24 protein-coding genes and 1 pseudogene are annotated in these 25,811 nt (G+C 37.1%); 11 read left to right on the plus strand and 14 right to left on the minus strand.

Translation table 11 applies throughout. The features are described from left to right. Nucleotides 1-4: 4 nt before the first annotated feature. Nucleotides 5-478, minus strand: coding sequence for a CBO0543 family protein (locus AA0X71_RS12750; RefSeq protein WP_413355689.1), 474 nt, complete (start codon nucleotides 476-478; stop codon nucleotides 5-7). Between the two features lie 205 nt (nucleotides 479-683). Between AA0X71_RS12750 and AA0X71_RS12755 the strand changes: the two genes are divergently transcribed. After that, complete coding sequence (locus AA0X71_RS12755) at nucleotides 684-1,412, plus strand: DUF2087 domain-containing protein (protein ID WP_413355690.1); 729 nt, start codon at nucleotides 684-686, stop codon at nucleotides 1,410-1,412. 82 nt (nucleotides 1,413-1,494) lie between these two features. On the opposite strand, the pseudogene AA0X71_RS12760 reads toward AA0X71_RS12755, so the two are convergent. Continuing rightward, nucleotides 1,495-1,674, minus strand: a pseudogene (locus AA0X71_RS12760) (FMN-dependent NADH-azoreductase); the annotation flags it as partial. Between the two features lie 232 nt (nucleotides 1,675-1,906). On the opposite strand from AA0X71_RS12760, the gene AA0X71_RS12765 reads away from it, so the two are divergent. Both AA0X71_RS12765 and AA0X71_RS12770 read left to right on the plus strand, forming a co-directional pair. Continuing rightward, on the plus strand, nucleotides 1,907-2,092 hold the full coding sequence (locus AA0X71_RS12765) for a hypothetical protein (protein WP_019152550.1): 186 nt from the start codon (nucleotides 1,907-1,909) through the stop codon (nucleotides 2,090-2,092). A gap of 193 nt (nucleotides 2,093-2,285) precedes the next feature. Then, complete coding sequence (locus AA0X71_RS12770) at nucleotides 2,286-3,107, plus strand: STAS domain-containing protein (RefSeq protein ID WP_413355691.1); 822 nt, start codon at nucleotides 2,286-2,288, stop codon at nucleotides 3,105-3,107. Between the two features lie 59 nt (nucleotides 3,108-3,166). Here AA0X71_RS12770 and AA0X71_RS12775 read toward each other — a convergent pair whose 3' ends face one another. After that, nucleotides 3,167-3,694, minus strand: coding sequence for a hypothetical protein (locus tag AA0X71_RS12775; protein WP_413355692.1), 528 nt, complete (start codon nucleotides 3,692-3,694; stop codon nucleotides 3,167-3,169). 290 nt (nucleotides 3,695-3,984) lie between these two features. Between AA0X71_RS12775 and AA0X71_RS12780 the strand changes: the two genes are divergently transcribed. Further along, nucleotides 3,985-4,464, plus strand: coding sequence for a nucleoside deaminase (locus AA0X71_RS12780; RefSeq protein ID WP_413355693.1), 480 nt, complete (start codon nucleotides 3,985-3,987; stop codon nucleotides 4,462-4,464). 13 nt (nucleotides 4,465-4,477) lie between these two features. Further along, the gene (gene ade / locus AA0X71_RS12785) at nucleotides 4,478-6,211 is read left to right on the plus strand and encodes an adenine deaminase (RefSeq protein ID WP_413355694.1); all 1,734 of its coding nucleotides are present in this window, start codon (nucleotides 4,478-4,480) and stop codon (nucleotides 6,209-6,211) included. A gap of 22 nt (nucleotides 6,212-6,233) precedes the next feature. On the opposite strand, the gene AA0X71_RS12790 is transcribed toward ade, so the two are convergent. Next, complete coding sequence (locus AA0X71_RS12790; RefSeq protein ID WP_413355695.1) at nucleotides 6,234-6,509, minus strand: hypothetical protein; 276 nt, start codon at nucleotides 6,507-6,509, stop codon at nucleotides 6,234-6,236. Between the two features lie 522 nt (nucleotides 6,510-7,031). Here AA0X71_RS12790 and AA0X71_RS12795 point away from each other — a divergent pair. Further along, nucleotides 7,032-8,120 carry a metal ABC transporter solute-binding protein, Zn/Mn family gene (locus tag AA0X71_RS12795; protein WP_413355696.1) on the plus strand — a complete coding sequence of 363 codons (1,089 nt, stop codon included), beginning with the start codon at nucleotides 7,032-7,034 and terminating at the stop codon, nucleotides 8,118-8,120. 244 nt (nucleotides 8,121-8,364) lie between these two features. Here the strand turns inward: AA0X71_RS12795 and pabB are convergent, their stop codons facing one another. The 3 genes from pabB to AA0X71_RS12810 all read right to left on the minus strand — a co-directional run bounded on the left by pabB (nucleotide 8,365) and on the right by AA0X71_RS12810 (nucleotide 12,933). Beyond that, complete coding sequence (gene pabB / locus AA0X71_RS12800) at nucleotides 8,365-10,104, minus strand: aminodeoxychorismate synthase component I (protein ID WP_413355697.1); 1,740 nt, start codon at nucleotides 10,102-10,104, stop codon at nucleotides 8,365-8,367. Further along, the gene (locus AA0X71_RS12805; RefSeq protein WP_413355698.1) at nucleotides 10,097-10,675 is read right to left on the minus strand and encodes an anthranilate synthase component II; all 579 of its coding nucleotides are present in this window, start codon (nucleotides 10,673-10,675) and stop codon (nucleotides 10,097-10,099) included. Before AA0X71_RS12805 ends, pabB begins: the two co-directional genes overlap by 8 nt. Before the next feature lie 149 nt (nucleotides 10,676-10,824). Next, nucleotides 10,825-12,933, minus strand: coding sequence for a carbohydrate-binding domain-containing protein (locus AA0X71_RS12810; protein ID WP_413355699.1), 2,109 nt, complete (start codon nucleotides 12,931-12,933; stop codon nucleotides 10,825-10,827). 221 nt (nucleotides 12,934-13,154) lie between these two features. Between AA0X71_RS12810 and AA0X71_RS12815 the strand changes: the two genes are divergently transcribed. From AA0X71_RS12815 to AA0X71_RS12830, 4 genes are all read left to right on the plus strand, one after another. Next, nucleotides 13,155-13,841: a response regulator transcription factor gene (locus AA0X71_RS12815; protein ID WP_413355700.1), complete on the plus strand. Its 687-nt coding sequence runs from the start codon at nucleotides 13,155-13,157 to the stop codon at nucleotides 13,839-13,841. Further along, entirely contained in the window at nucleotides 13,834-15,120 is a 1,287-nt protein-coding gene (locus AA0X71_RS12820; RefSeq protein ID WP_413355701.1) for a sensor histidine kinase, read from the plus strand. Before AA0X71_RS12815 ends, AA0X71_RS12820 begins: the two co-directional genes overlap by 8 nt. A 94-nt stretch (nucleotides 15,121-15,214) precedes the next feature. Further along, nucleotides 15,215-15,916 carry a polyphosphate polymerase domain-containing protein gene (locus tag AA0X71_RS12825; RefSeq protein ID WP_413355702.1) on the plus strand — a complete coding sequence of 234 codons (702 nt, stop codon included), beginning with the start codon at nucleotides 15,215-15,217 and terminating at the stop codon, nucleotides 15,914-15,916. A 35-nt stretch (nucleotides 15,917-15,951) separates the two neighbouring features. After that, nucleotides 15,952-16,635 carry a DUF4956 domain-containing protein gene (locus AA0X71_RS12830; protein WP_413355703.1) on the plus strand — a complete coding sequence of 228 codons (684 nt, stop codon included), beginning with the start codon at nucleotides 15,952-15,954 and terminating at the stop codon, nucleotides 16,633-16,635. Nucleotides 16,636-16,700: 65 nt separating this feature from the next. Here the strand turns inward: AA0X71_RS12830 and AA0X71_RS12835 are convergent, their stop codons facing one another. From AA0X71_RS12835 to AA0X71_RS12855, 5 genes are all read right to left on the minus strand, one after another. Then, nucleotides 16,701-16,868, minus strand: a complete 168-nt coding sequence (locus AA0X71_RS12835; protein ID WP_413355704.1) for a VOC family protein — start codon at nucleotides 16,866-16,868, stop codon at nucleotides 16,701-16,703. A 62-nt stretch (nucleotides 16,869-16,930) separates the two neighbouring features. Beyond that, the gene (locus AA0X71_RS12840) at nucleotides 16,931-17,635 is read right to left on the minus strand and encodes a GDSL-type esterase/lipase family protein (RefSeq protein ID WP_413355705.1); all 705 of its coding nucleotides are present in this window, start codon (nucleotides 17,633-17,635) and stop codon (nucleotides 16,931-16,933) included. Between the two features lie 68 nt (nucleotides 17,636-17,703). Then, entirely contained in the window at nucleotides 17,704-18,726 is a 1,023-nt protein-coding gene (locus AA0X71_RS12845; RefSeq protein ID WP_413355706.1) for an acyltransferase family protein, read from the minus strand. A 252-nt stretch (nucleotides 18,727-18,978) separates the two neighbouring features. Then, nucleotides 18,979-19,608 (minus strand): alpha/beta family hydrolase, encoded by a 630-nt coding sequence (locus AA0X71_RS12850; RefSeq protein ID WP_413355707.1) that lies wholly within the window; start codon nucleotides 19,606-19,608, stop codon nucleotides 18,979-18,981. Between the two features lie 42 nt (nucleotides 19,609-19,650). Continuing rightward, nucleotides 19,651-20,436 (minus strand): SDR family oxidoreductase, encoded by a 786-nt coding sequence (locus AA0X71_RS12855; RefSeq protein WP_413355708.1) that lies wholly within the window; start codon nucleotides 20,434-20,436, stop codon nucleotides 19,651-19,653. A gap of 337 nt (nucleotides 20,437-20,773) precedes the next feature. Between AA0X71_RS12855 and cyoE the strand changes: the two genes are divergently transcribed. Then, a complete protein-coding gene (cyoE, locus tag AA0X71_RS12860) occupies nucleotides 20,774-21,697 on the plus strand; it encodes a heme o synthase (protein ID WP_413355709.1) in 924 nt (307 codons plus the stop codon). A gap of 44 nt (nucleotides 21,698-21,741) precedes the next feature. Here the strand turns inward: cyoE and AA0X71_RS12865 are convergent, their stop codons facing one another. After that, complete coding sequence (locus AA0X71_RS12865) at nucleotides 21,742-22,272, minus strand: DinB family protein (protein WP_413355711.1); 531 nt, start codon at nucleotides 22,270-22,272, stop codon at nucleotides 21,742-21,744. 42 nt (nucleotides 22,273-22,314) lie between these two features. Then, nucleotides 22,315-25,692: a hypothetical protein gene (locus tag AA0X71_RS12870; RefSeq protein ID WP_413355712.1), complete on the minus strand. Its 3,378-nt coding sequence runs from the start codon at nucleotides 25,690-25,692 to the stop codon at nucleotides 22,315-22,317. Between the last annotated feature and the right edge of the window lie 119 nt (nucleotides 25,693-25,811).

The following is a 25,811-nucleotide window of genomic DNA, read 5'->3' on the forward strand; positions in this document are numbered from 1 at the left end:
TATTTCAATTTTTTTGCCCGACTTTAAAAAACCACCGATAAAATAGATGAGATGCGTAATTGGTTAACCAAATAGTAAGAAAACTCCAATACCATTTCCATTTAACATACTTAATTAAGTTTGTGTACTTCTCTGCCAGAGCTTCAATTCCAGTAAGTAGACCTGTATAAAAAACGTTATAGATTGCTCTTATCCAAAATTTTTTCTGTTCTGGATAGTATAAATTAAAAAGGACACATGACGCTGGATAGAAAAAATATTCGTATGAAAAACTCGACTTATTGGCTTTCTTGAAAAGTCTGACTGGATACTTAATTAGTCCCTTTTCTGCAACTAATAAACCGAACACCAACGTTAAACTTTGCTTAATGAAAAATGCTAAAAATGCTTTTCGTAAACGATGTTTCGGAACAAAAATGATTAAAAGCATAGCAGCAAATAACCATATTCCATATAATATCCACTTATCTCTTTTCAAAAAAGCCACCTCATTTCCATCTATTTATGTCTAATCTGTAATCAATTCTTACAACTGTATATTGCACAATTTAGAGGAGAAAAATTTATATTTATGAAGAAATCTGTATGTTCTTAATACGACCTTTTAGGAAATCTTGACTAATCATAAACAAAAATATAAAATATCTATATAAATATAAACAAGGAATGGTTGTGTTTGAAAAATGATAGGTACTGAGTTATTGTGGAGCGCATCTGTTGAAGAGCTTTCTAAAGGATATGTTTTAGACAAAGAAAAAGATGAATTCATTTGTCTCGTATGTGGTGAGTATTTTGAAGATGGAGTCATCTATCCTAGCACACTTAATGGCATCTACCTTGAAGCGAAAAAGGCGATTTCTCAGCATGTAGAAGTTGCTCATCAATCAATGTTCTCCTATTTACTTGGGCTAGACAAAAGGTATACAGGTCTATCTGATATCCAAAAGGAGATTCTGCACCATTTTGCACAAGATTTTTCCGATAAAGAAATTGCTCAAAAACTAGGTGGTAGCCCTTCAACGATCCGCAATCATCGATTTAAATTAAAGGAAAAAGAAAAACATGCAAAAGTATTCCTAGCGATTATGAAATTATTAGAACAAGGCAAAGTGAAGGATCAGGAATTCGTTTCATTTCATAAGGGGGCAAAAATGGTGGATGAGCGATATGCCATTACTGAAGAGGAAAGAACCAAAGTACTAACAACTTATTTTAAATTTGGAGTAGACGGACCATTAGACACTTTTCCAAGTAAAGAGAAAAGAAAGCTTATTGTTCTTCAACAAATTTTAAAAAGATTTGATGTGACAAAGAAGTATACAGAAAAAGAAATCAATGATGTTCTCAAAACGGTTTTCCATGATTATGTGACGTTAAGAAGATACTTGATTGAATACGGATTTATGGATTGAAATCGGGACGGCTCTACCTATTGGATTTTGACGTAATTTAAAACGTGAAGTACCCATTTAATCGGTACATCCCGTCAAATTTTTAAAAAGCATGGGCCATATCTTTCGCTTGAGCAATCGCCTTTTCCTTGATTTGTTCCGCTTTTTCAGGAAAGGCATTATGACCTTCTATAAAAATCCCCTCTAATGTTGGAATTCCATAAAATTTCATCATAATGTCGATATAGCGATGACCCATCTCTAATGGAGCAGCAGGTCCTTTTTTCATAGGTCATTCACCTCCCTAAAAAAGGATTCAAGTAGTAATACTACAATACTATAATTTCACCCAAAAAGAGATAGATTATTAAAAATTTTTATTCTTTTAAAAGAAAATTTACTCCAAATTCCCGAATCAAAATATGAGACAAAAAGCCTATATTTATATTCCTTTATTTACCATAGCACTCCTTAACGCTTCGATTCATAGAATATATCGAGAGGAGGTCAGAAGCATGGATCGATTTATTCTTTTAATGCTTGCAAGTATTTTAGCGGGGTTTGCCCTACTAAGAGTGCCTCTTGATGATACATTCTTAGCAAGTATAGCTCCAGTTACAGACATAATTGGAGTTTTAGCTATCGTCGTATTTTCTCTTTTCCTCATCTATAAAGGAGTCATGGCACTCGTTCGTAAATAACTAATTATATGAAAGGACCAGTCAACGAACAATTCGTGAGCTGGTCCCTTCGTTTTGTAAACGTTTAACCAGCCTAGTAAATTAACTGAAAAAAATACAATTTTTAATCTTTTAACTGTAACAAAGATGGTTTAATAGATTACAATAAAGGGTAATAAAGCTGAAGATTATAGACAAAATTTGGGGGCTTACAATGGAATACAAATTTGAGGATTCATATCAGCTAAAAGAATTTATTGAACTTAATAGTAAGAAATTTGAAAATAAGCTCTTAACTGAAGCCGTTAATGTGAAAAAGAAAATTAATGAGATCCTCGCGATTGGGAACATTGATCTTGTCAATAACGCCCATAAATTAGTCGTTTATATTATTGATGATGAAAAAGAGAAGCTCAAATTATTTGCTAAACAAGAAGGAATTGCTTGGGCAACCCATTCTATTGACTTAAGTTTTAAACTCGAATGGATTCAAGCGATTCGAAGGACATTATGGAGATTTATCCAAATTTATTATAAGATGAGCCAAAAAAATGCACTAAGTGATTTCTTTGAGTTAGAACAACAAATCAATAATCAAGTTGACCAATTTTTGAATTCATTTTTCATCAGTTATTCTACATACAAAGACTCATTGATTACAGCTCATCGAGAGTTAGTAGAAAAGTTATCTGTCCCTATCATACCGATCACACCAGATGTCTGCATCCTACCATTGATTGGCTCCATTGACTCGTTAAGAACATCGATTCTTGGGGAAAAGGTCCTAACAGACATTGGACAGGCACATATTCAAACGCTTATTATGGATCTCTCTGGAATCGCCGATATGGAAAATGCTCTAATCGATCATTTAATGAAAATCGTTGACGGTGCTACCTTGATGGGGTGCAATACAGTCATTACAGGCTTACGGCCAGAAGTTGTGAGAAAAATAGTGAAAATGGGGACTAGAATTGATTTTCAGACAAAAACATTTAGCAACCTTCAACAGGCATTAAAACAATTTCTTAAATAAATTACTTTGACTCGTAGAAGCTAGATGCATCCTTTTTGAGCAGATAGCTTCTTTTTCCATTAATAAATATCCTCATTCGAAACGGTCATATTGTGAAATTCTACAATTGGATTGATCCCAAAATAGTCCTCTATTTTCACAACACTTACATTATCCATCTCCACAGCATCCATGGCGATGACCATCGTTCTGGGTGTTGCGTCATCTGTACATGCTTTCTCAGACGTAACATCTAAATACAACATCACTTCTGTTTTTTCATTATTTAATTGTGCAGATTTAAATTGTAATGGACAGCTACTTGACTCGATGATTCCAAGAAAGATGGCTGTTTGTTCATTCCAATCTATCTTCGTCGGATCATTTGTTAAGCGGAAATGTCCCCACAACTCATCGAAGTCTGACTGATTCGTCACTTTATAAACCAATACACCTTGATCAGACATTGAATAGAAATTAGTAGGCAATGTTTTTTCTGTAGATAATAAATCACTGGTCATCGTATGAGCACTTGTATTTCCACAACCTTGTAGCAGACCCCCTACAGCGAATAAAAGGATGAGTAGTATGGTTGATTTTTTTGACATTCTCTATCTCCCCCGCAAAAAAAATCTAGTGAAAAAGAAAAATAGAATTTCCTACTTATACTGACGATCCAAAAAAAGGATAGTTTCATTTTTTTATATTACATTTCTGTATCTTTTGAAAAATGAAGCAAAATAAACTGTATTTATTTCAGATTTCAGACATATTACATTTTCTTTCACTGAACAGCATTTGAAAAAAAATGGCAGATTTTCTTACAAAATGATAGCAATCTAATAAATGATATAGAATAATAGTAAAAATACTTTTAAATAACTGGCCTTAGGAGAGGATGATTTGTGTGTGTGAAGTTCATTTAATGGAAAAAGCCGTACAGATTGCAGCAGAAAATGTTACATCTTTACACGGAGGTCCATTTGGGGCAATCGTCGTTAAAGATGGGAACATCATCGCTATTGGTCGGAATGAGGTTACCTCATCGAACGATCCAACTGCCCATGCAGAGATACAAGCCATTCGAGCGGCATGTAAAGCATTGAATACCTTTCAGCTAGATAATTGTGAAATTTATACAAGCTGTGAGCCTTGTCCAATGTGCATTGGTGCCATATATTGGGCAAGACCAAGGGCCGTTTACTATGCTGGCACAAAAGAAGATGCGGCTAAAGTCGGCTTTGATGATCAATTTATATATGAGCAGATTGCCCTTCCAATGGAAGAAAGAACGATCTCCATGAAGCAAATTCCACTTGATCAAAACACCTTGCCTTTCTCCATTTGGGAAAGCACCATGACTAAAACAGAATATTAAGGAGGTTGGAATCATGATTGACCAAATAAAAAGAAGAATTTCCATTGCTTCTGGGAAGGAACCTGCCGATCTCGTCATTAAAAATGGGAAAATCATCGATGTTTTCAATGGGGAAATCCTTGAAGCCGATGTTGCGATCGCAGATGACTATATTGCTGGGATCGGAACCTATTCCGGAAAACAAGTCATAGATGTGAAAGGACAATATATCTCCCCTTCCTTTATCGAAGGACATGTCCATATTGAATCCTCGATGTTAACACCAAAGGAGTTTGCAAAAGTATTACTTTTACATGGGGTCACAACCGCTATTGCTGATCCTCACGAGATTGCCAATGTGCTTGGGTCCCAAGGAATCGAATATATGCTAAATGCTAGCGACAATCTTCCGTTTGATTTTTACATGATGCTTCCTTCCTGTGTTCCTGCTACACAATTTGAACATTCTGGTGCACAATTATATGCTGATGATCTTAAACCGTTCTATCAGCATCCCCGTGTCCTCGGGCTCGCTGAGGTAATGAATTTTCCAGCAGTGTTTAATGGGGACAAAGACATGATACGAAAAATTTCCGATAGCCTATTACACGGTAAAAAAATCGATGGGCATGCGGCCGGACTCTCAGCCAATGATTTAAATGTCTATATGTCTGCGCATATTACGACAGACCATGAAAGTACTACAGCAGAGGAAGCAAAAGAACGTCTACGGCGCGGAATGTACTTGATGATTCGTGAAGGCACTGTTGCGAAGGATCTAAAACAACTCCTCCCTGTCGTCAATGAACGTAACTCAAGACGCTGTCTTTTTGTCACAGATGATAAGCATTTAGATGATTTATTAGAAGAAGGCAGTATTGATCACAATATCAGGATGGCCATTTCATTGGGACTCTCCCCTATCACGGCTATTCAAATGGTGACCATCAATGCTGCAGAATGTTTTGGACTTGAGAACAAAGGAGCGATTGCTCCAGGCTATAAGGCAGACTTCTTAATATTAAATGACTTAGAAGTCATCGATATTGCTAGTGTTTATAAGGATGGGCGTGAAATCGTCGCAAATGGTGAGATCATTGATTTTCCAGAAGGAATTTTATTGGATACCGACCATTTAAAGGACACTGTGCAGATAAACGAGATCACAGTAGACGATTTTCAAATTAACCTAGAATCATCGAAATCGAATGTCATCGAAATTATTCCAAATAGCTTAGTCACACGACATATTGTCGAAGAAACAAGTAATAGTGTATTAGGTTCATTTCAAATTTCTACTCATCTAGATCAATTAAAGCTTGCCGTTATTGAACGGCATCATCATACAGGGTTAATCGGTCTTGGGATCGTAAAAGGTCTCAGACTTCAATCAGGTGCGATTGCATCGACGATTGCCCACGACTCCCATAATCTAGTGATCGCTGGTACAAATGATGCGGATATGGCTTTAGCTGCGAATGCCATGAAGAAGATGCAAGGTGGACTCATCGTGGTCAAGAACGGTGAGATTATTGCTTCTCTACCTCTTTCGATTGCTGGTCTTATGTCTGAGATGCCTTATGAAGAGGTCTATCAAAAGCTTAAAGTATTGGATGAGGCACTTGAACAGATTGGAGCAAGTAAGGATTTTAATCCTTTCTTAACTCTCTCCTTCTTAACACTTCCAGTTATCCCTGAATTAAAGCTTACCGATTCAGGTCTATTTAAAGTATCCACATTTGAGCATGTTGAAATCGGAACAACTTGAGCTCGGTCCATTGGCCGAGCTTTCACTTTTTACGATGCCAATAATTAACGACGGAAAAATACAGGATTGCACATCCGAGCAAGAAAAGAAAAAATTCCTGTTGCTTCGCTTGAGACATGACGATTTTTTCATCGAGATAAAACTGCCTGTTTTCATTCATAGAGATTGGCTGCGTATAGATAGCTAGGATCATTCCTAAAAATAAAAAACAGCCATAGATATTAAGCACTTTTCGAACTGTATGTTCCTTTTTAGTTACAATTTTAATAGATTGATTGATTTGCTGATTTACTTGCAATTTTTCTCCCTCCTGTCAACCAACTATTTCCTTCAGGGATATTGTACATTCTCCGTATGGCTCTCTCGATAACGAAGACGCTCAACATAATCCAGGATGATACTTAAGATATGTACACAAGCTCCTGTTTTCAATAGAAGCTAGGTATATTTTAACATACGAATATTTCGAATTATATAATTTTTACCGAATCTGGATAAACATAACCATATAAACGACAAAACAGATTACGATCAATCCTGTAAGGTTTATTAAAAGTGATTGAGACTTGAACAATTGCTTCATCTCCTTGCTAAAAAGTATATTTCATTAGTTTCGGATCCGAATTCTCTTTCTAAAACTATGTATAAATCTACTATTTTTTAAATCGTAATATTTACTATTTACACTCTAGTATATTAGTAGATATTCTTATTATTACTAATAATTTTAATAAATCGTAATCATTACTGTTTACAAATCGTAATCATTACGATATTATGTATTTCGAGCTTGAATATTTTGATGAAAAGAGGGCATGAAATGAAAAGAAAATTATTAATAGCTATTATTTTTATCGTTGCCATATTTTTTTACGGTTGTAGTAGCTCACAACTAAATGCTTCTACTACCGAAGGGCAAGAAAATCCAACTGCTTCTGACGAGGTGCAGAGCAAATTGAAGGTATACACCACTCTTTATCCTCTCGAGGATTTTGTCAAAAAAATTGGTAGTGACTATGTAGAAGTTGAGAATATCATTCCACCTGGAGCTGATGCTCATAGCTATGAACCGACAACAAAAAATATGACGAGTATCGCTTCAGGAGATGCATTCATATATAACGGCTTGAACATGGAGCCTTCTGCAGATAAAATTGCCATTGCTTTAGAAAAAGAGAATGTTAAATTGATAGAAGCTACATATCGGATCGATGCCATCAACCATGAAGATGAACATGAGCATGAACATAGTGATGAGGAACATGCTCACGAAGATGATGCAGAAGTACATGAACACGAAGATGAGGGACATACACATGACGACGAAGAGCACGAACACACTGATGAAGAGCATGCACTTGAGGATGGACATGACCACGACCATGGAGGTTTAAATCCACATGTTTGGTTAGATCCTTCTCGAGCGATCACACTTGCTGAAAATATTAAGAATGCCCTTGTCGAATTAAATCCTGATGCAAAGGAAGAATTTGAAAAGAATTATAAGGCATTGACCGAAGAACTGACAAATCTAGATGAAGAGTTTTTACGTTTAGTAGAATCAAAGGAAAATCCTGAGATTCTTGTTTCTCATGCGGCATATGGTTACTGGGAGGAGCGCTATGGGATCAAACAAATTGCTGTATCTGGTCTTTCACCTTCAAATGAACCTTCACAACGTGAGCTAAAAAACATAGCTGATATAGCAAAAGAAAAACAAATAAAATATATCCTATTTGAACAGAACGTCACATCGAAAATAGCTGAAATTGTTAAGAATGAAATTGATGCTGAACCACTCTACTTATATACAATGGAGTCCGTTTCAGAGGAAGAAAGAAATAGTGGAGAGGACTATTTTAGCTTAATGAGGAAAAACCTCTCTACATTAGAAAAAGCACTAAAATAGACCAAATAAAAGGGATGTCCCTAAAATATAGGAAGAAGAGAAAAAAGACCTGTTTTTCTCTTCTTCCGTTTCTGTTCAGTTGATTCGATTGCATCGATTTGAAACGTTGTTTTAAGCGGAAATTTTCCGTCTATATATCCGCTAAAGTTCGTAAGGTTCTTAACCTGCTCCCTCATTTGATAAAAGCAGCCTTCTTAATCTCAGGTTTGCAAATAATGGCTTTTCGGACAGCCCTTCTCACTTTTTAAACAAATTCAACGACTACCCACTCTCTCACACTGTTGATAAACCAAGCTTTAGTGGCAGTCTTTAAGTCATCTTTCGTAAGTGTTCTTTCTTCGATGATTCCTTTTTCTATTAGTTGTCCCCGGAATGTTCCGGCAAGTAATCCGCTCTCTACTGAAGGCGTCAAAAGCTTCCCATCGATATCGAGTATGATATTGCCATTTGTAAATTCAGTAATTTCGCCTGTTTCATTCCATAGAAGAACGTCAAAAACATCAGGAAAGCGTTTTTGAAAATGAGTGTAGATCGCTCGATTCGTTGTTTTATGAAATAAAAAAGGACTGGAACTATTTACAGGTTCATCTGCAAGAACAACTGGTCGAACCAGCCTATCCGTATTTTCAAACGGATAGCACTCGATGGTCCATTCACCCGTTTCACTGAAGAGAAGACGAACTCTCCACTTACCACTACTTTTTTCTCCCGCTAACTCTAGCAAATCATTTCGTAAACTTTCACGAGGATCAGGATAACCAAAATAGGAGGCCGAGTTGCTTAAACGCTGCAGATGTTCCTCTAGCAAAAAGATTGACCCTTTTTCCAATAACATCGTTTCTAATAATTGAAACTCTGCTCGTTCTTCCTGAAGGAGCCCTGCTTTGGCTACGACCTCATTGTACTCCCCCGTTGTGGTTGAATCCCAAGTAATCCCTCCGCCAACTCCATACGTAGCCATTCCTGTTTCCTGTTCCATCCAAACAGTCCGAATCGGCACATTAAAGATCGCTTCTTTATCTGGTGTAATATAACCAATCGCACCACAGTACACTTCTCGTGGCTCATCCTCAAGTTCAGCGATAATCTCCATCGTTTTAATTTTCGGTGCTCCCGTTATCGATCCACATGGAAAAAGGGCTTTAAACACATCAACAATACTCGCTTCTTCAGAAATAGTTGAAGTAATCGTGGAAGTCATTTGGTGAACGGTCGGATATCGTTCAATATCAAAGAGACTTTCTACTTTCACAGTGGCTGGCTCTGAGATGATCCCTAAATCATTGCGCAATAAGTCGACAATCATGACGTTTTCTGCCCTGTTTTTTTCAGAATTTCTTAACCACTCACGTCTCTCTATATCTTCTGAAAAAGTACGCCCTCGTTTTACAGTCCCCTTCATTGGACGTGTCGTTAACTTTCTATCTTTCATATGGAAAAATAATTCAGGTGACGCAGACAAAATAGTATGTTCACCTGTGTTTACATAGGCACAGTAATTCGATGATTGAGCTTTTTTTAGACGATTGAAAAAGGCGATATCATCCCCATTAAATTCAGACTGTAAACGAATCGTATAATTTGTTTGATAAGTATTCCCTTGTTCAATCTCATTTTTAATCGAATGGATTGCTCCATTATATTGTTCCCGATCAACAGAAGGCTTCCATGAAGAGTTTTGATAAAGTCCCGAAGCATTGAGCGTTTCATCCTTCGGTTCAGTAAAAATCGCGAACCATAATAAAGGCATTTTACTACCTTTTTTCACTTTAAATGCTGAATCAAAAGCTGGTGCACTCTCATAAGTAAGAAAACCTGCAGCATAATACCCTTGCTCAACTGCTTCTTCAACTTTTCTTAAGCAAGGCAAAACCTCTTCAATCAATTGAGTCGTGATTATTTTTTCTGGTTCACAAAAGGTATGCGGTTTAATATGTCCATCTGCTTGGGCAAATTCAAAAGATAAAAAAGGTGTATTATTCATCATTTGTCGTCCTCGGTTTTAAAAAGTTTCGAATCATCTCTAAGCCAGCTTCAGTCAAAATCGCTTCAGGATGAAATTGTACTCCCTCTAATGGTAAACACTTATGACGTAAGGCCATAATTTCACCAGCCTCTGTCTCTGCCGTTATGTCAAATTCATCTGGTAGTGGGCTATCTACGATTAAGGAATGATATCTAGTAACGGGTAGTGGAGTTTCAAGCCCACGAAATACCCCTTTTTGATCATGCTGTATGATGGATACCTTTCCATGCATCGGTTGTACTGCTTTTTTGACCATCCCACCAAAAGCTTGTGCAATGATTTGATGTCCTAGACATACACCGAAAATGGGGATATCCGCATGCAACTGCTTCACCACATCCAAACAGATCCCCGAAGAGTCGGGATTGCCTGGACCAGGTGAGATCACGATATGTGTAGGATTAAAGTTCACCACATCTTCTAAAGTCAATTGGTCATTTCGGACAACTTTTACCTTAGAGCCACATTCACGTATATATTGCACTAAATTGTATGTAAATGAATCATAGTTATCGATTAAAAGTATCAACTTTCATTTTTCTCCATTTCGCTATGTTAAAAACACTCCTATTATAGCGTATTAGCTTTGCTTCTGTGAAGACAATAAACTATTATGTCAATTAATAATAAAAGCTCAATATTCAAAACGAATATTGAGCTCACCATGATAAGTTTCTATTAAGGTCTATTTCCCATACTAGGCATTTCAATTCCGAGTTCAGCTAACTGAGCCTGCGCTTCCTCACGAGTAATCGAACCTTCCCTCTGCTGTTTCATAATTTCTTCTACCTGTTCTTTTGTTTCATCATCTAATTCTGTAAACATACCTTCAGGCGCAAATCCGTCAGGACGTTTACCCTCGGGTGCCGTTCCATTTTCCGGAGTTTGAGAACCATCAAAATTAGGGCGTCCGCCACCTTCTGGAGCTTGACGACCAGGTCCACCAGTGTTTGCTGTAGTAATCCCCGTTTCATTAAGCCATGTAATCGTCTCTGCAATCTTGAAATCAACCACATTCGTTCCATCTTGATAGTCCCCTTCACGGTAAAGACCGTTTATTTCGTTCCCTGTAGAAGTTCCACCTGAATACAACGTATAGGTTTCATCCTTTTTCAACTGTGGAGAACTAATAAAGAGCGATTGATAGTTCTTAAGTGGACTAAACGTTAATACAGTGTTTCCTTCACTATCTTCTAGGTGAACCATCGTTCCAGCTTGTTGAGTTTCCGAATAAGTCATCATGATTCCAGTTTGTTCAGATGTTTCAGATGTGGCTTGAGCCATTCCAGTGCTCCCAACGGCGACCAGTACACCTCCGCTTATTTCAAAGTCCTTATCATAATCCAAAGCACCATTGCCATTATCGACCGGTCCATTTACGATCACTGTTCCGTCTGTCATGACGATAGATCCATTTGCATCAAGACCATCTCCCCCAGCATCAACCGAGATTTCACCACCATTTATTTGTAGTTTCCCACCATCTGTTCCAGCCTGCATGTCCATCCCTGAGCCATCATTTCCTCCAGCAATATTAATCCCATCATCACTAGCAACCACTTTAATGGCTCCATCATTAATCGTGATGGATTTACTCTCTATTCCTTCATAACTTTTGGTAATATCTATATTCCCACCGTCTATTTCGATACTTGAGTCAGCATGAATCCCATCATCACCTGAAGCAATGGTGAATTCTCCCCCCATAATCCTCAAGCTATCATTGCTATGAAGAGCGTCGTCTAAAGCATCAATGGTGAAAATTCCGCCAGCAATGACGATTTTCTCAGTTGCTTTCAATCCTTTTGTACTAGCTGATTCTGAAGTGGATGTGGTTTGATTCGTTTCACCTCGGAATCCCATTCTATCATTAAAGTTGTTGATCGTTTCCGGGCTCCCATCACCCGATACGATCGTATACGTACCACCAGCAACCAAAAGGGTAGTAACTGCTTGGATCCCATCGTTTCCTGAAGTGATCTGGAATGTACCACCTTCAAGAGCAATTGTCCCTTTACTTTCATCTTTAGCATTTGTTGACTTAATCCCATCTCCATCGGCTTGAATGGTTAATTCCCCATCTTTCACAGCCACTAAATCTCGACCCATTAAGCCGTCATCTGCTGCATCAATTTCTATTTTTCCACTCATTATTTTTAGTTCATCTTTACTCGTAATCCCGTTATTAAAATTTCCCTTAACGTTTAATGTACCCGTTCCATTAATCGTAAGATCATCTTTACTAAAAATGGCTGCATTCGGTTCATCCTCATTTGAATCCTGTTCTTGATAAGTTTCCCCATCAGAAACGATATTCGTTGTATTTTCCACAAGTGAAATCACGGTTTTTTCAGCTTGATCGACTTGAATGGCAGGACCCGTTGAATTTGAAATCTCTACACCATTGAGGACTAATTTGACTGTATTTTTATCTTCAGCATCGACAACAATTTTCCCATCTTCTAAATTCCCAGATAGAACATACACACCACTTGTTTTAATGGTCAGAACTTGATTGTTAAAAATCACTCCAGCACTGGAATCAAAGCTTGCATCCGTACCGTTTAATTCGATATAGATGGGGTTTTCATTTTCCCATTCTGTATAAAAATCATTCTTGTCATAGGAGACCTTTTCATTAATAAGGTCACTAATCTCATTCTTAGACGCCGCACTTATTACGTTCTCATTGCTCGTATTCGTAACTGAAGCATCGCTACATGCCACCAATAGGTTCATGCTTAGTAAAGTCGAAGCTATCGTATAATATATCGTTTTCTTTTTCATTTTCCTTACTCCTTTTCTTCTTGTACTATCATTGGTAAAGTCTAAACGAGTAGACTTGCTTGACCCGTTGTTTCACATTATGATAGATGAACCTTAACAAAACCTTAAAAAGAAGCAGTTCGAAAAAGACGACATGCAAATACTAGAAAAAACCTTTTCCAAACGGACAGGTTCGTCCTATAATCAAGCTAATCGATTATTCATTAAAAAGGAGATTTATAATGAAACTGTTAATTATAGAAGATGATCCACATCTCTCGGACACAATTAAAGAAACGACAGAAGGGATGTTTGAAGTAGAACAGGCATTTGATGGTGAAGAAGGTCTATATTTAGCGGAACAAAATATCTTTGATTGTATTATTCTGGATATCATGCTTCCTCATCTGAATGGTTTTGAAATCCTTCAGCAGTTACGAAAAAAGCTCATCCAAACTCCTGTTATCATGCTAACCGCCAAAGATGGAATTGATGATAAAATTCAAGGATTTAAAGTAGGAGCGGATGATTATTTAGTGAAACCTTTTCATCGTGAAGAGCTATTACTACGTTTAGAAGCAATTGTCAGGAGAACGGGTGCAGATTTTCGTGAAAATGTTCTTTCATTCAAAGAATTGAAATTAAACATTATCAAAAGAACGGTCCAAATTGGAGAAGAATCCATTAAATTAAACGGGAAACAATTCGACCTACTTGAGTATTTAATGAACAATAAAAACACGATTTTAACAAAGGAGCAAATCTTTGATCGAATTTGGGGGTTTGAATCGGATACTTCAACAACGGTCGTCGAAGTATATGCAAGTAACCTACGAAAAGCCTTAAAAAAATACGAGTATGATCAATATATTAAAACCTTTCGAGGCTTAGGTTATATGCTATCAGAAAATGGTGAAGAAAATGGCTAAAAAGAAGATTTTCAAAAAACAACAGCAACATTTTATGATTCTTAATTTCATTGCGTTTACGATCATTTTTTCCATATTTGGAATCATCATTTTCGGTCAAGTTCAACGAACATTATTCTCTCAAACAGATAAAGAACTGATGAATTTTAAGGAAATGATGAATGAGCAAACTCTAGGGGAAATTCGATTGCCACGTTCAAATCAGAATCCCCCACCTAGTGAGAGAATAAGAAACGAGCCCAACCCGCGAATTATCGTGTTAAGCTGGGATGAGTCAGGGGAAATCATTAACGATAGCCCACTCGGGAGCTTATTCTATGAAAATTATTTACAAGATTATCAATTAGATACCAAAACCGTCGATACTATCACGAACATGTCCATTGACGAGACGTATCATTTTCGGTATCTCATATTTAAAGACGTCGATGATCATGATGATGTAGCTTATATTCAGCTAATGATCAATATTAATGCAGAAAAAACAATTATTGAGAATTTTGGTGAACTTCTCATTATATGTTCATCAATTTTTATCATTCTTTCTATTTCCGCTAGCTATTTTCTATCAAAAAAGATGATGAAACCGATCATTCGCTCATGGAATAAACAAGCAGAATTTGTTGAAAATGCATCTCACGAACTTCGAACACCACTGACGATTATTCAAAACAAATTAGAATTATTACTTACGAATCCACAAGAAAAGATCATGAATAAATTTGAAAATATTGCGCTCAGCCTTTCTGAAACACGACGTCTATCTAAGCTTACATCCGATTTGTTGACATTAGCTAGAGCCGACGCTTCCGAAACAGACCTAATAAAAGTCCCGATTGAGATCGACAGCTTTGTGGAAAAAATATGTGCACCCTATATCGAAATCGCAGAATCACAAAATAAACATTTTTCTTTAAAATTGAATGCACAAATGGAAATTAAGGCAGATGAAACTCGACTTCACCAGCTATTCGTCATCCTCCTTGATAATGCATTGAAATATACAAGTGATGAGGAGAGCATCGAAATAAAAACATCCGTATCTGATCAGAAAATCCATCTTGAAGTAAGTGATACGGGCATTGGCATAAAAGAGGAGAATATGAAATTTATTTTTGACCGTTTTTACCGAGAGGATAAAGCACGTTCTAGAGAAACAGGCGGAAGTGGACTAGGTCTTTCGATTGCTCAATGGATTGTTCAAAAACACAATGGCTCTATTTCAGTCTCCAAAAATCATCCGAAAGGTACGGTTTTCACAGTTAATTTCCCTATTTGAGAAATCACGATATTCGTGGTTTCTTTTTTAAGGTTTGTTTAAGGTTTGTAAATAATAATACGTTCATAGACAAAAGAGAAAGGAGAGAAACAAGATGAGCACATCAATGGGATTAGATTCATTGAAGGGTCGTAGAGAATTGAAGCATGAGATAACAAAAATGGATTGTTATCATCTTCGACAAAAATTGAAGCATGTTATGGAAATCGATCCACATGCCAATCAAGAAGGAAAGTATTTCATCCGCAGCGTTTATTTTGACAACTTTAATGACAAAATTTTAACCCAGAAGAAAGAAGGTTTGTATAGTCGAGATAAGTTCAGAGTACGATTATACGATTTCAATACGGACTATCTGAACCTAGAAAAAAAGAGTAAACGTAATAATTTAACCTATAAACAAAAATGCCCTCTCACCACATATGAGTATGAGCAAATCAGAAATGGAAACATCAGTTGGATGGAGAATGATTCTAGAACTCTTATACAAGATTTATTCGTTCAAATGAATTTATTTCAACTCAAGCCATTGACGGTCGTCGACTATGAAAGAGAAGTCTTCATCTATCTACACGGGAACGTACGCGTCACCTTTGATCGTTCGATTCGAACAAGTCTGCGGAACAACGATGTACTGAATCCCCATTTGGCCATGGTGGATACAAATCCAGATATTGTCGTACTCGAAGTCAAGTATGATGAGTATTTACCTTCTGTCATTAAACATTTGCTTCAAATAGGAGACCGCAGCATTGGAACCTATTCAAAATATCAAATAAGTCGTATGTACGGGTAAGCATTTATATCACTTTAATTTTGGAGGAATTCAGCATGGAAAGCATCAATTTTTCAGATATCTTTAAGTCTAGTATTTTAGAAAAAACAAGTAGTTTTTCAATTATTGATTCGGTGATCGGTTTAATGGTTGCCTTTGTGATAGGGTTATTCATCTATATGGTGTACAAAAAGACGTTTTCAGGAGTTATTTATTCTCATAGCTTTAATATTTCGTTAATTGTCTTATCGATGGCAACAGCCTTGATTATCATTGGAATTGGATCGAACGTGCTTTTATCATTAGGGATGGTCGGCGCATTATCGATCGTTCGCTTTCGAACACCCATTAAAGACCCTATGGACCTCGTCTATTTATTTTGGGCAATTGTGTCCGGTATTTTATGTGGTGCAGGTTTCATTCTTCTTGTCATTACCGGCTCAATCTTAATTGGTCTAGTATTAATCTTCTTTAGTAATCGAATTAAAATTGAGAATCCCTATTTACTAGTGGTCAAATATTCAACAAATCAGGTGGAAGAAATAATAGGACAACTTCTCTCTCAAAATACAAAAAAACACATAATTAAATCGAAATCGATCATGCCAGGAAATGACTATGAGGTAACGTACGAAATCCGCGTAAAACATTCAGAAACAGACTTTATTAATCGAATTTCTGATATTCAGGGAGTCAAATCAGCTGTCATGCTTAGCTATGATGGAAACTTCACTGCCTAAACATTGTTGAGCGCCATCGTTCAGTACCGTCTTTAGGGGATGCTGACTCATGGCGCTATTTTTAATTATTTTGATGTAATTCTTAAGAAATATCCATCTGGATCTGTGATTTTGAACCCTCTCATCTCCCAAGGATACTGTTCCACTTCAACTTCGATTGGATAATTATATTCACAACAGCGTTCATACACCTTCTCTAGTTCATCAACGACAATAATGAATTCAACTAACATTCCTATCTTCCTCTTTTAATAACATAGGACCTGCCAATTAAACTTAGCAAGCATTTAATGATTCACAATTCTAATGTCATTATTTTTTCAGAAACGCGATTACTTAAAAGGTCATATCCGTAAGCGTTTGGATGGAGGGAGTCACTAAAGCATTGTTTCTTCTCATGTATTAAAAATAAATCAGCCGTTGGGAGAAAATAGGTTTGTTGAAAATCTTGCGTGACCGTATTGACCTCTATATTCCAATCTTCAATGGTATCGAAAATCTCTTTCTGATTGTCATATTCAACATATGGATGATAGAGTCCCATTACAATCATTGGAGCATGTGGATTATTGGCTCTTATGACTTCAAGCGTTTTATGTAGATTAGCGAGATAGCGCCTTTTCCCCCTCTCTAGCTTTTCTTTAGGAAGACGATTGAACTGATAATTCACACTTTGGCGGAAATCATTGGTCCCTATGAAAAGGGTGATGTAGTTCGCCTGACGGATGCTTTTTAAAGCCTGTCTTTTTCGTAATATTCTTAAAATGTCCTCAGTTGTATACTTTGGTACACCATAATTTTTCACATAGACCGAAGGAATCTTCTCCTCCAACTTTTCTACCAGGCGACCAACATATCCTTGTTGCAGCGGATCACCCGTCCCATATGTAATCGAATCGCCAAATGCGACGATTTTGAGCTCACGATTCTCAGAAAAAGACCTAGAGCAAATACCAAATACGATTGTCATAAAGATCATTAAAAAGAAATATTTTTTCATAAAAAAGACCCCTAATAAGTGCTTATTAAGAGTCTACCCTAATGGGGATTTATACATGTAATCAATCTTTACATTCTTCTTTGTTTGTCTCCCCCACCTACTGCATACTTCTTGGAAAAACCCACTTTTAATTCTATGAACGGTTGAGCAATCTTCCTAATCCATTTGCTTGATAAGAAACCTGTTAATAACAACGAAAGGAAGATTAAAACAATGATTTGTTCAGATTCACTGAGAACCCCTTCAAACTGGCTTGTTCTAAAGTACTTCACAAAGAAGCCATGTAATAAATAGACGTAAATTGAGCCTGTTCCCCATTTCGTAAAGAAATAATGGCGCCGCGGAACAAGTGCTAAAAAGCTCAACGTCGCTAAAAGGGCGACTACATAAACACCTAGACGAATTAGACCTCCATTAATCTCATACTCATTCACAATATCATAAGGCTTGGAACCGAATAACCATCTATATTCGAGAGTTGGCGACACATAAACAACAACAAAAATGGCAAGCAAAACACCTAGTGATAAGTAGCGAAATTTAATATGTTTGACCTTTTCAAAATGCTCCTTTTTCAAAAAGAAGCCAAGGAGAAAGAAAGGAAAAAAGACAAATGTTCGCGATAAACTCAAGAAATTGCTAATTTCATTAAAATATCCAACTAGTATTCCTAAACCAACTGCTATGAATAAAGACATCGCTGGTTTCCATTTCGCAAATACGAACAACAGCACATTCCAGCAGAATAAACTCATTAAAAACCATAACGACCACTGAGGATCTAGCGGATTCAACGCTACGGCACTTTGATCCATCAAGAAGTAATAGTATAGAGAGTATATCGATTGGAAAATTAAGTACGGGATTATTAATTTTTTTGTTATTTTAGTAAGATATCCTTTTTGATGAAATCCTTTTGCGAAGAAACCAGATATCAAAATAAATGCCGGCATGTGAAATGTGTACAGTGTCGTATATATCGTATAAATAAATTTGTCTTCATGAATATAGGACTGAATTAAATGGCCAAATACAACGAAAAAGATAAGGAAAAACTTTGCATTATCATAGTAAGCTTCTCTATTTTTCATATTCAACCTCCTAATATAACTTTTATAGACTACCATACCCAAAATCTATTCGTCTATAACATTCAAGAGGTTGTATTCTTTATTTTACCTTTTTAATAACACTGTAATATTCATGTAATGAACTAACATTTGTATGACATCTTAGCGGAGAAAAATATTATTATAATATAACAATTTTCGACAAATTTTCTAACATAACAATAAACTCGTTTTTAGTTTACATAATATTATTATCGTATATTTTGTCGATTTTTATATATAATCGTCTATTATTCTCACAATATCAGAAAGTATATTGATTGATCCAAATACATCATTCTTCAACTCTAGACCATGATCTCCTTTTTCGATAACTTGAAGTGAAAGATTAGCCCTGCTTCGCAAAAAGGACACTCTTTCCTCTATATAGCATGGATCCTTGTCCCCAATTAAAAGCAAACCACTACTTTCACTATTCCGAAGACTATTGTAGACATCGTCTCTTTGCAGTAAAGGGGTTTGCCACACGACTTTTGCTGATTGAAAAAGTGGATTTTCTAAAAGATAAAAGAGCGCAATCGTTCCCATTGATTTGGCAACTAATACGTAATGCTCGTATTCCTGCTTCTCTAATATGTGCTGAATGACCTCCAGAATAGCATCTGTAAAGTCCTTTTCCTTTAGAGTAGACATCTCTTCCCTTGAGTACTTGTAGTTCACTTGTAAAACATCATAGCCTTTCGAAGCCAAGATACTTGTCGTATAGAAAAGAAGTGGTGCCTGGTTTGTATACCCCAAACCAGGTAAAAGTATTGCTAATGTGTTTGACGTTTCCTCTTGCTTTAAATACATATATGGAATACTTTTTCCACCATGTATGGCTGTGCCATTTATTCGATTCATTCTTTTCACCCCATTATTTAATTAATTGTGAAGTTTCTGCCATCACAATGCCTTTGTTAAGCCCCCATCCACTAATATCGCTTGTCCCGTAATATATGTATTTGCGCTGGATGCCAAGAAAACAACGGTTTTCGCGAACTCGTTTGGATTTCCGTATCTTCCAAGAGGGATTGCCCCTTGTGATGACTTCTGCAGTTCTTCAAGACTACTATTCTTTTTATCTGCCTGTTGCTGATCGATTTCGATCACCCGGTCAGTGGCAAACTTTCCAGGTCCGACTGTATTGATCAAAATATGATCTTTGGCAAATTCCTGCGATAAACTCTTTGCTAATCCATTTACACCTGCTCTCAATGTATTCGATAATAATAAACCATCTAATGGCTGTTTTATCGAAATGGAAGCGACGTTTACAATTCTTCCTTGTCCGTTTTTCCTCATAATGGGAAGAACTTCACGAATGGAACGGATGTAGCTTAGTAATGTTAATTCGAACGCTTCTTGCCAAGCTTGATCATCTAAATCATCAAAGTTACCACCTCGAGGACCTCCACAATTATTGACTAATATATCGATTGTGCCGAATAAGGTAACCGTCTTTTCCACAAGCGATTTAATATCCGCAAACTTTGTAATATCACAAACTTGTGCATGGACTTCTCCACCGGTCTCCTTCATTTCCTCCACCGCTGTTTGTAGAACCTTCTCATCTCGGCTCGTAATCATCACCCGTGCACCTTCACGAACAAATTCCTGGGCAATCGCCTTTCCTAACCCTTTACTTGATGCCAGAACTAATACTGATTTACCGTTTAAACCTAAATCCATCGTTCATTCCCCCCTCTTTTTTTCTATTCTACACTTTTTTCCAATTATATTAGTAATGAAACGTTGTGAACATGCTCTTCGTTAGCGGAGATTGCGCGGGGTTAAATGATAATTGCGCACATTCATTCATTTATTGCGCGATATTCCATCATGATTGCGGATCTCACATTATTAGCCTTACGCCAAAAGCAACCACTTTTCTCTAATTTCAGGCATGGTACTTAATTTATTTGAAGAATGATGGTAAAATAGTATTGCTATCACAAGGTGATTAATATCACATGACGTGAAGTTAGACGTCAATCATGACGAAATATATTGTAAAGGACTACTTAAAGTGATAAATGAGAATCATAGTACACTGGCGATTCCAAAACGACCTTTGTCCAAAATTATTGCTGCCACTGTGAAAGCAGGCATTATAAAATCCAACTTAATTCCGATGTTTGCAGGTCTAACTCTCGCCATTTTTACGTATCATAAAAACTTGGTTGAGATATATCCAAACGTCATTTATGCGTTTATCGGGACAACACTCGTGATCGCTGCTGCTGGTGCTTTCAATAATCTCTATGACCGAGATATTGACGCTATTATGAAGCGGACTCGAAATCGACCAACAGTCACTGGTGAGGTTTCCCCTGCTGCTGTATTTGTGCTCAGCATTGCGATGACGATTTTGGGAATCGGAATACTCGCTTTGGCGACGCCATTAGCTGCTCTACTTGGTTTTCTCGGGCTGTTTTTTTATGTCGTGCCATACACAATGTGGTCAAAGCGAAAAACCATTTATAATACGGAGATTGGCAGTATTTCTGGAGCAATGCCTCCGTTAATCGGTTGGGCAGCCATACATCCTGATATCACGCATCCAGCCATCATTGGACTATTCTTTGTAACAGTGATTTGGCAAATGCCCCACTTTTACGCGATTGCGATTCGCAATCATGAACAATATGAAGCGGCAAACGTACCGATGCTCCCTGTTGTCAAAGGAGTTAAGAGGACTTACACACAAACAAATATTTATCTTGTCATCATGATCGCAATGAGCTTTTTGTTTGGTACCTTAAGCCTTGGTCTTATGCTCGTTGCTCTAATATTAAGTGTAGGCTGGCTTATATTAAGTCTTTATGGTTCGAAAAAAATGGATGCACGCAAGTGGGCGAAATCGATGTTTATTTATTCCCTACTGCATATGACGATTCTTTTTTCTACTGTGATCATCTACTCATTAATGGGCATTTTCTTTTTTCAATAAATCATTTAAGGGCGCTCCAGTTCATTAGACTGAGCGCCCTTTTTTCACGATTTCTTATTCAAAATCCCTAAGTATTCAACCCATGGACCAACATCGACTCGATATCTTTCAGCTATGACCCTAACCATTTGCGAAATATGGGTTAAATCATGAACCGCCCAAGTGGAAATAAGTTCTCTTACCTTTACAACACCGAAAGCAGGATGATAGCCTGTTACTTCAAGATGAACATCGGGATCAACAAGAACTTTTAAACGTTCAATGTTTTGAGCCCTAATGGTTTGAAAATCCTCTAACTTTTGCTGAAAATCAGCTTCCTTTTTTTGGTGCAAATGAGCAAACCGATCAAATGGTGGAAACGGCTTATTCTCACCTTCCAGAAGAATAAACTCTAGCCGAGGAATCCAGTTGCTTCTCTCCCCTTCAATGAGATGGTCGACAATCTCTGTTATATTCCAAGTCCCTTCCCCTTCATCACAAGTAAGCCAATTTTCAGAAAGACCTAACAGGAAAAATTGTAATGTTTTTGGTGTCCGTTCTAAAATCTCTATCGTCTCATCTAAATTGAAATTCATCACTCCACCTCCCCAATACTGAAGATATGCAAAAAACCACTACTATTTCCATAATTTCCACAAGCTCATGACTTTTCCCTTTAAAGTTGAAATGATCGTTGCTTCCCCTCTTGCAGCCTTTTGCTTATTCCATTCGTTGGAGCTCGCAACCGCAATTAATATCGAACCTGCGATAAGCAAGTAAGCCCACCAAGGGAGATTTCCCCAAAAAGGGCGTGTCTGCATGAACACATTTAGCAAAAGAACTCCAGTACCAACGAAGAAATAAGATTTCGTCTTAAAGAAAACTCCTGCAAGAATCGATGTTAATGATAAGCTTCCAAGAATGAGCGCATCATAGATCGTCGACGATTCCAAGCCGTCAATAACAAGAAAAATAGATACAACTAAAAGAATTCTCCATTGAAGATAATTTGTGATCTGTTCATAACGTCCCTTCATACAAAATCGCAGATAGATGGATAAAATGACAAATGGCAATACATACACTTCTGCCTCTAATAGCTCATGGATAGATATCTCAGAAATCATGGCATAATACGGTTGAAGTAAATAAGCTCCTGAGACAAAAATTGGAACCCACTTGTATTCACCTGGAATTCGATTTTTTTGTAACCATACGGTCAATGCAATTAGTAGGCCTGGAATGATTTTCATCCATAAATAAGGTTGTTCAAAGCCATAGATCGTTGCAAAAAAGAGAATCGCAATCATGGTGTATACATCGATGGAAGGAATTTCTTTCTCCTTCTTCTCATAAAAGGCCGAATAAAACCATTTACCTGCTAAAAGGAAGACCACTCCAAAGACAGCCAAAGTAATGATTTCATTTATTACTCCAAACGAATGATAGGCTAAATACTGTCGAACACCCGTATAAATAAATAGGGTTGGAATAATCGTCAGCATCCTCCACTTCGACAAATGCAAAACAACTATGACTCCTACAGAGTACAAAATCGTGACGATAAACATCAAGTTCGTATACGGATACATATTAAGAAAAAACATGATTCCAATTAATGAAAACGGCACTAAATAATAAAGTGTTCTCTTTTTATAAGGACCATCCGCAAAGTACCATAGCCCTGCAATCAATAAGCTTGTTAAGCAAAATGCGAATTCTTTTTCAACTGTTTCCAAATGAGCAATGGCCGCCACAAATGTAGCAAAAAGCATCGTAAATGCCCCATATAAAAAGAACTTCCGTTTCCACTCACGTTCTGCTAACATCGTACTTACGCCATAAATGATCAATGCGATCATGAAGCCCCAAACCGCCGCTTTCCCGTGAACAAATAGAGTAAGCAGCAATCCAAATGGCATATAAATATGACCGATTAGACCGAAGGCACGATATATATTTGCATCACGATTTTTTATCATGAAAGAAACGATAAAAAGAATGACAGCCCCTATGATGGCAAATAGTGTCCCGATTTCCCCTATCGACTCTAACAGCGAATAATACGTTATCAAAGTAATGAGCCCCATTAAATATGGTACAAATTTGTTCTTCGTATAGACGTATAACCAAGTGTACATTGCTACTCCACCCATAAACAATAACGTTTGTAGCCATTGCATATCAAAGGGAATAATTGTCGCTGTCAAAAGAGCGAATGTATAAAACACTTGTGACGTGTAAAAATGATTTCTTTTAAGCTCTTTATCTTTGACGATAAAAAAGACAGCTGTAACAATTAGGCTCGCAAATAGAAAGTGAAAGGCCGGTCCAAGCTGAACGGAATAAAATGGTGAAGCTACTTTCCACTCTTCACAAAATGCCCAAACGGCTAATCCCATCGATATTGGGGCCAACCACTTCGCAAAAGGTCGGAACTCAAGTCGTGATTCCTTCGTTAAACTCAAAATGGCACTAACGCATATGAAAAGAAGGATAACCGCAACTTCCCACCATGCATACATCGTCAAAGATGCATAAGCTGCAATCGCCATGTATGCCCAACCAATATCTCTAGCAGGCTGTTTGATAAGTTCAAAAACCTTTACTTTTACGTAAATGCCAAAGCCAGCGAACATGCCAAAGCCGATTAAAGCAACGAAGATCATAAAACTAGATAGCTCCACTGCTTCATCTAATAGAAGCAAACCTTCGAACATGACAACAGAGAAGAATACCGCACTTAAATAGCGAAACAGTAGCTTTTTCGTTACATGGCTCAAGTATAAAAAGTTTCCGCTAATCGCTAAATAACCAAACAGTAACGGAAAGGATGGTTGACCCAAATTAATCAGAATCGCTTCTAAGCTAATAAATAGAAAAGCGAGTCCTGACACGACTGCACTTGTAAGCACGAAGATCTTTTTCCAAGGAAATTGATCATCAAGAACGAGCGGCACAAGTAAGAAAACGAAACCAATTAATGCATAGAGAAACGAACCCATCTCTGCGAGCATCGAATACTCGACAAATTGGAAAACACCGTACACAAGCATCGCACTAAAGACAAAGTGAAACTCCTTCCGCCCCGTTACATAGACCATCGATAAGTAGACAGCAGCTGTGACGATGAGATTGAAGCCGAGGTACATGCTCGAATGGTAAAGAACGAGCATTAGCACAGTCGTTAAAATCAAATTTGCCTGTGCAAAATTCACGAACTCCACTGTAAAAAGCTTAAGTGAATCCTTCTTTTTCAACTGATGGTAAAGATAAATGGAGAGCGCTTGAAACGCCATCATCCCAAGGAAAAAGCTATCTTGACTAAATTGTAATGCTGCAAATAGATAGCCTACTCCTACTGTAAACGTGAGATATGTAAACCAAACAAATAATCTAGACGCAATCCTATTAGCTAAAAGAAAATAAACCGGAAGGATGAGTAAGCAACTGATCATCCCAAATAGATTACTACCCTCTCCACTGATAGACAAATAACTTCCCAAAAGTTCAAACCAAGCTACCGACAAGAAAAAAATCGGCAAGAATAAACTACCTAGAACAACAAAAGCGAAAGCGGTTTTATCAATCTTAAGTACTTTCTTCGATACGTATGCAATTCCATAGAACAAAAAGGAAATAAGCCCAATGGAACCTGCTTTTGTAATACTAGACATCTTGTCCCAGTTGCTCGTAGCTACATACAAGCCACCAATTAAAAGGAGTATAACCCCTAAATTTAAGAGCCAAGTAATATTTCGTTCCCGTATTTGTTCCTCTGTCTTTTTTATGCGAGGTTTAGTTTGAGTGGGCACTACCTTTTTTTCTACTTTCGGTATTAGCGGCTTTTCAGGTTTAAGTTGTGGCTCAACCTTTACTTCTAATTCCACGTAATACTTTTCGTGTGCTTTAACTACCTCTTCATACAGATCAGAAGGAATATAACGATTTACTTTCAACTTCCATAGCTCTTCTTGTACAATCTGTTTTTTTACTTCTCCCGATAGAGGCTTCATGTAAATTCCCTGCCTTTTATTTGCTATTTTACTAATTTTTACTTTTGGTGTAATTTTACACCATTTAAGAAAAAAAGCAATATATTTTCAAAAAAAAAACGCAGAGATCCATTTCTCTA

This window comes from Robertmurraya phoenicis, assembly GCF_047302285.1.
Classification (GTDB): domain Bacteria; phylum Bacillota; class Bacilli; order Bacillales; family Cytobacillaceae; genus Robertmurraya.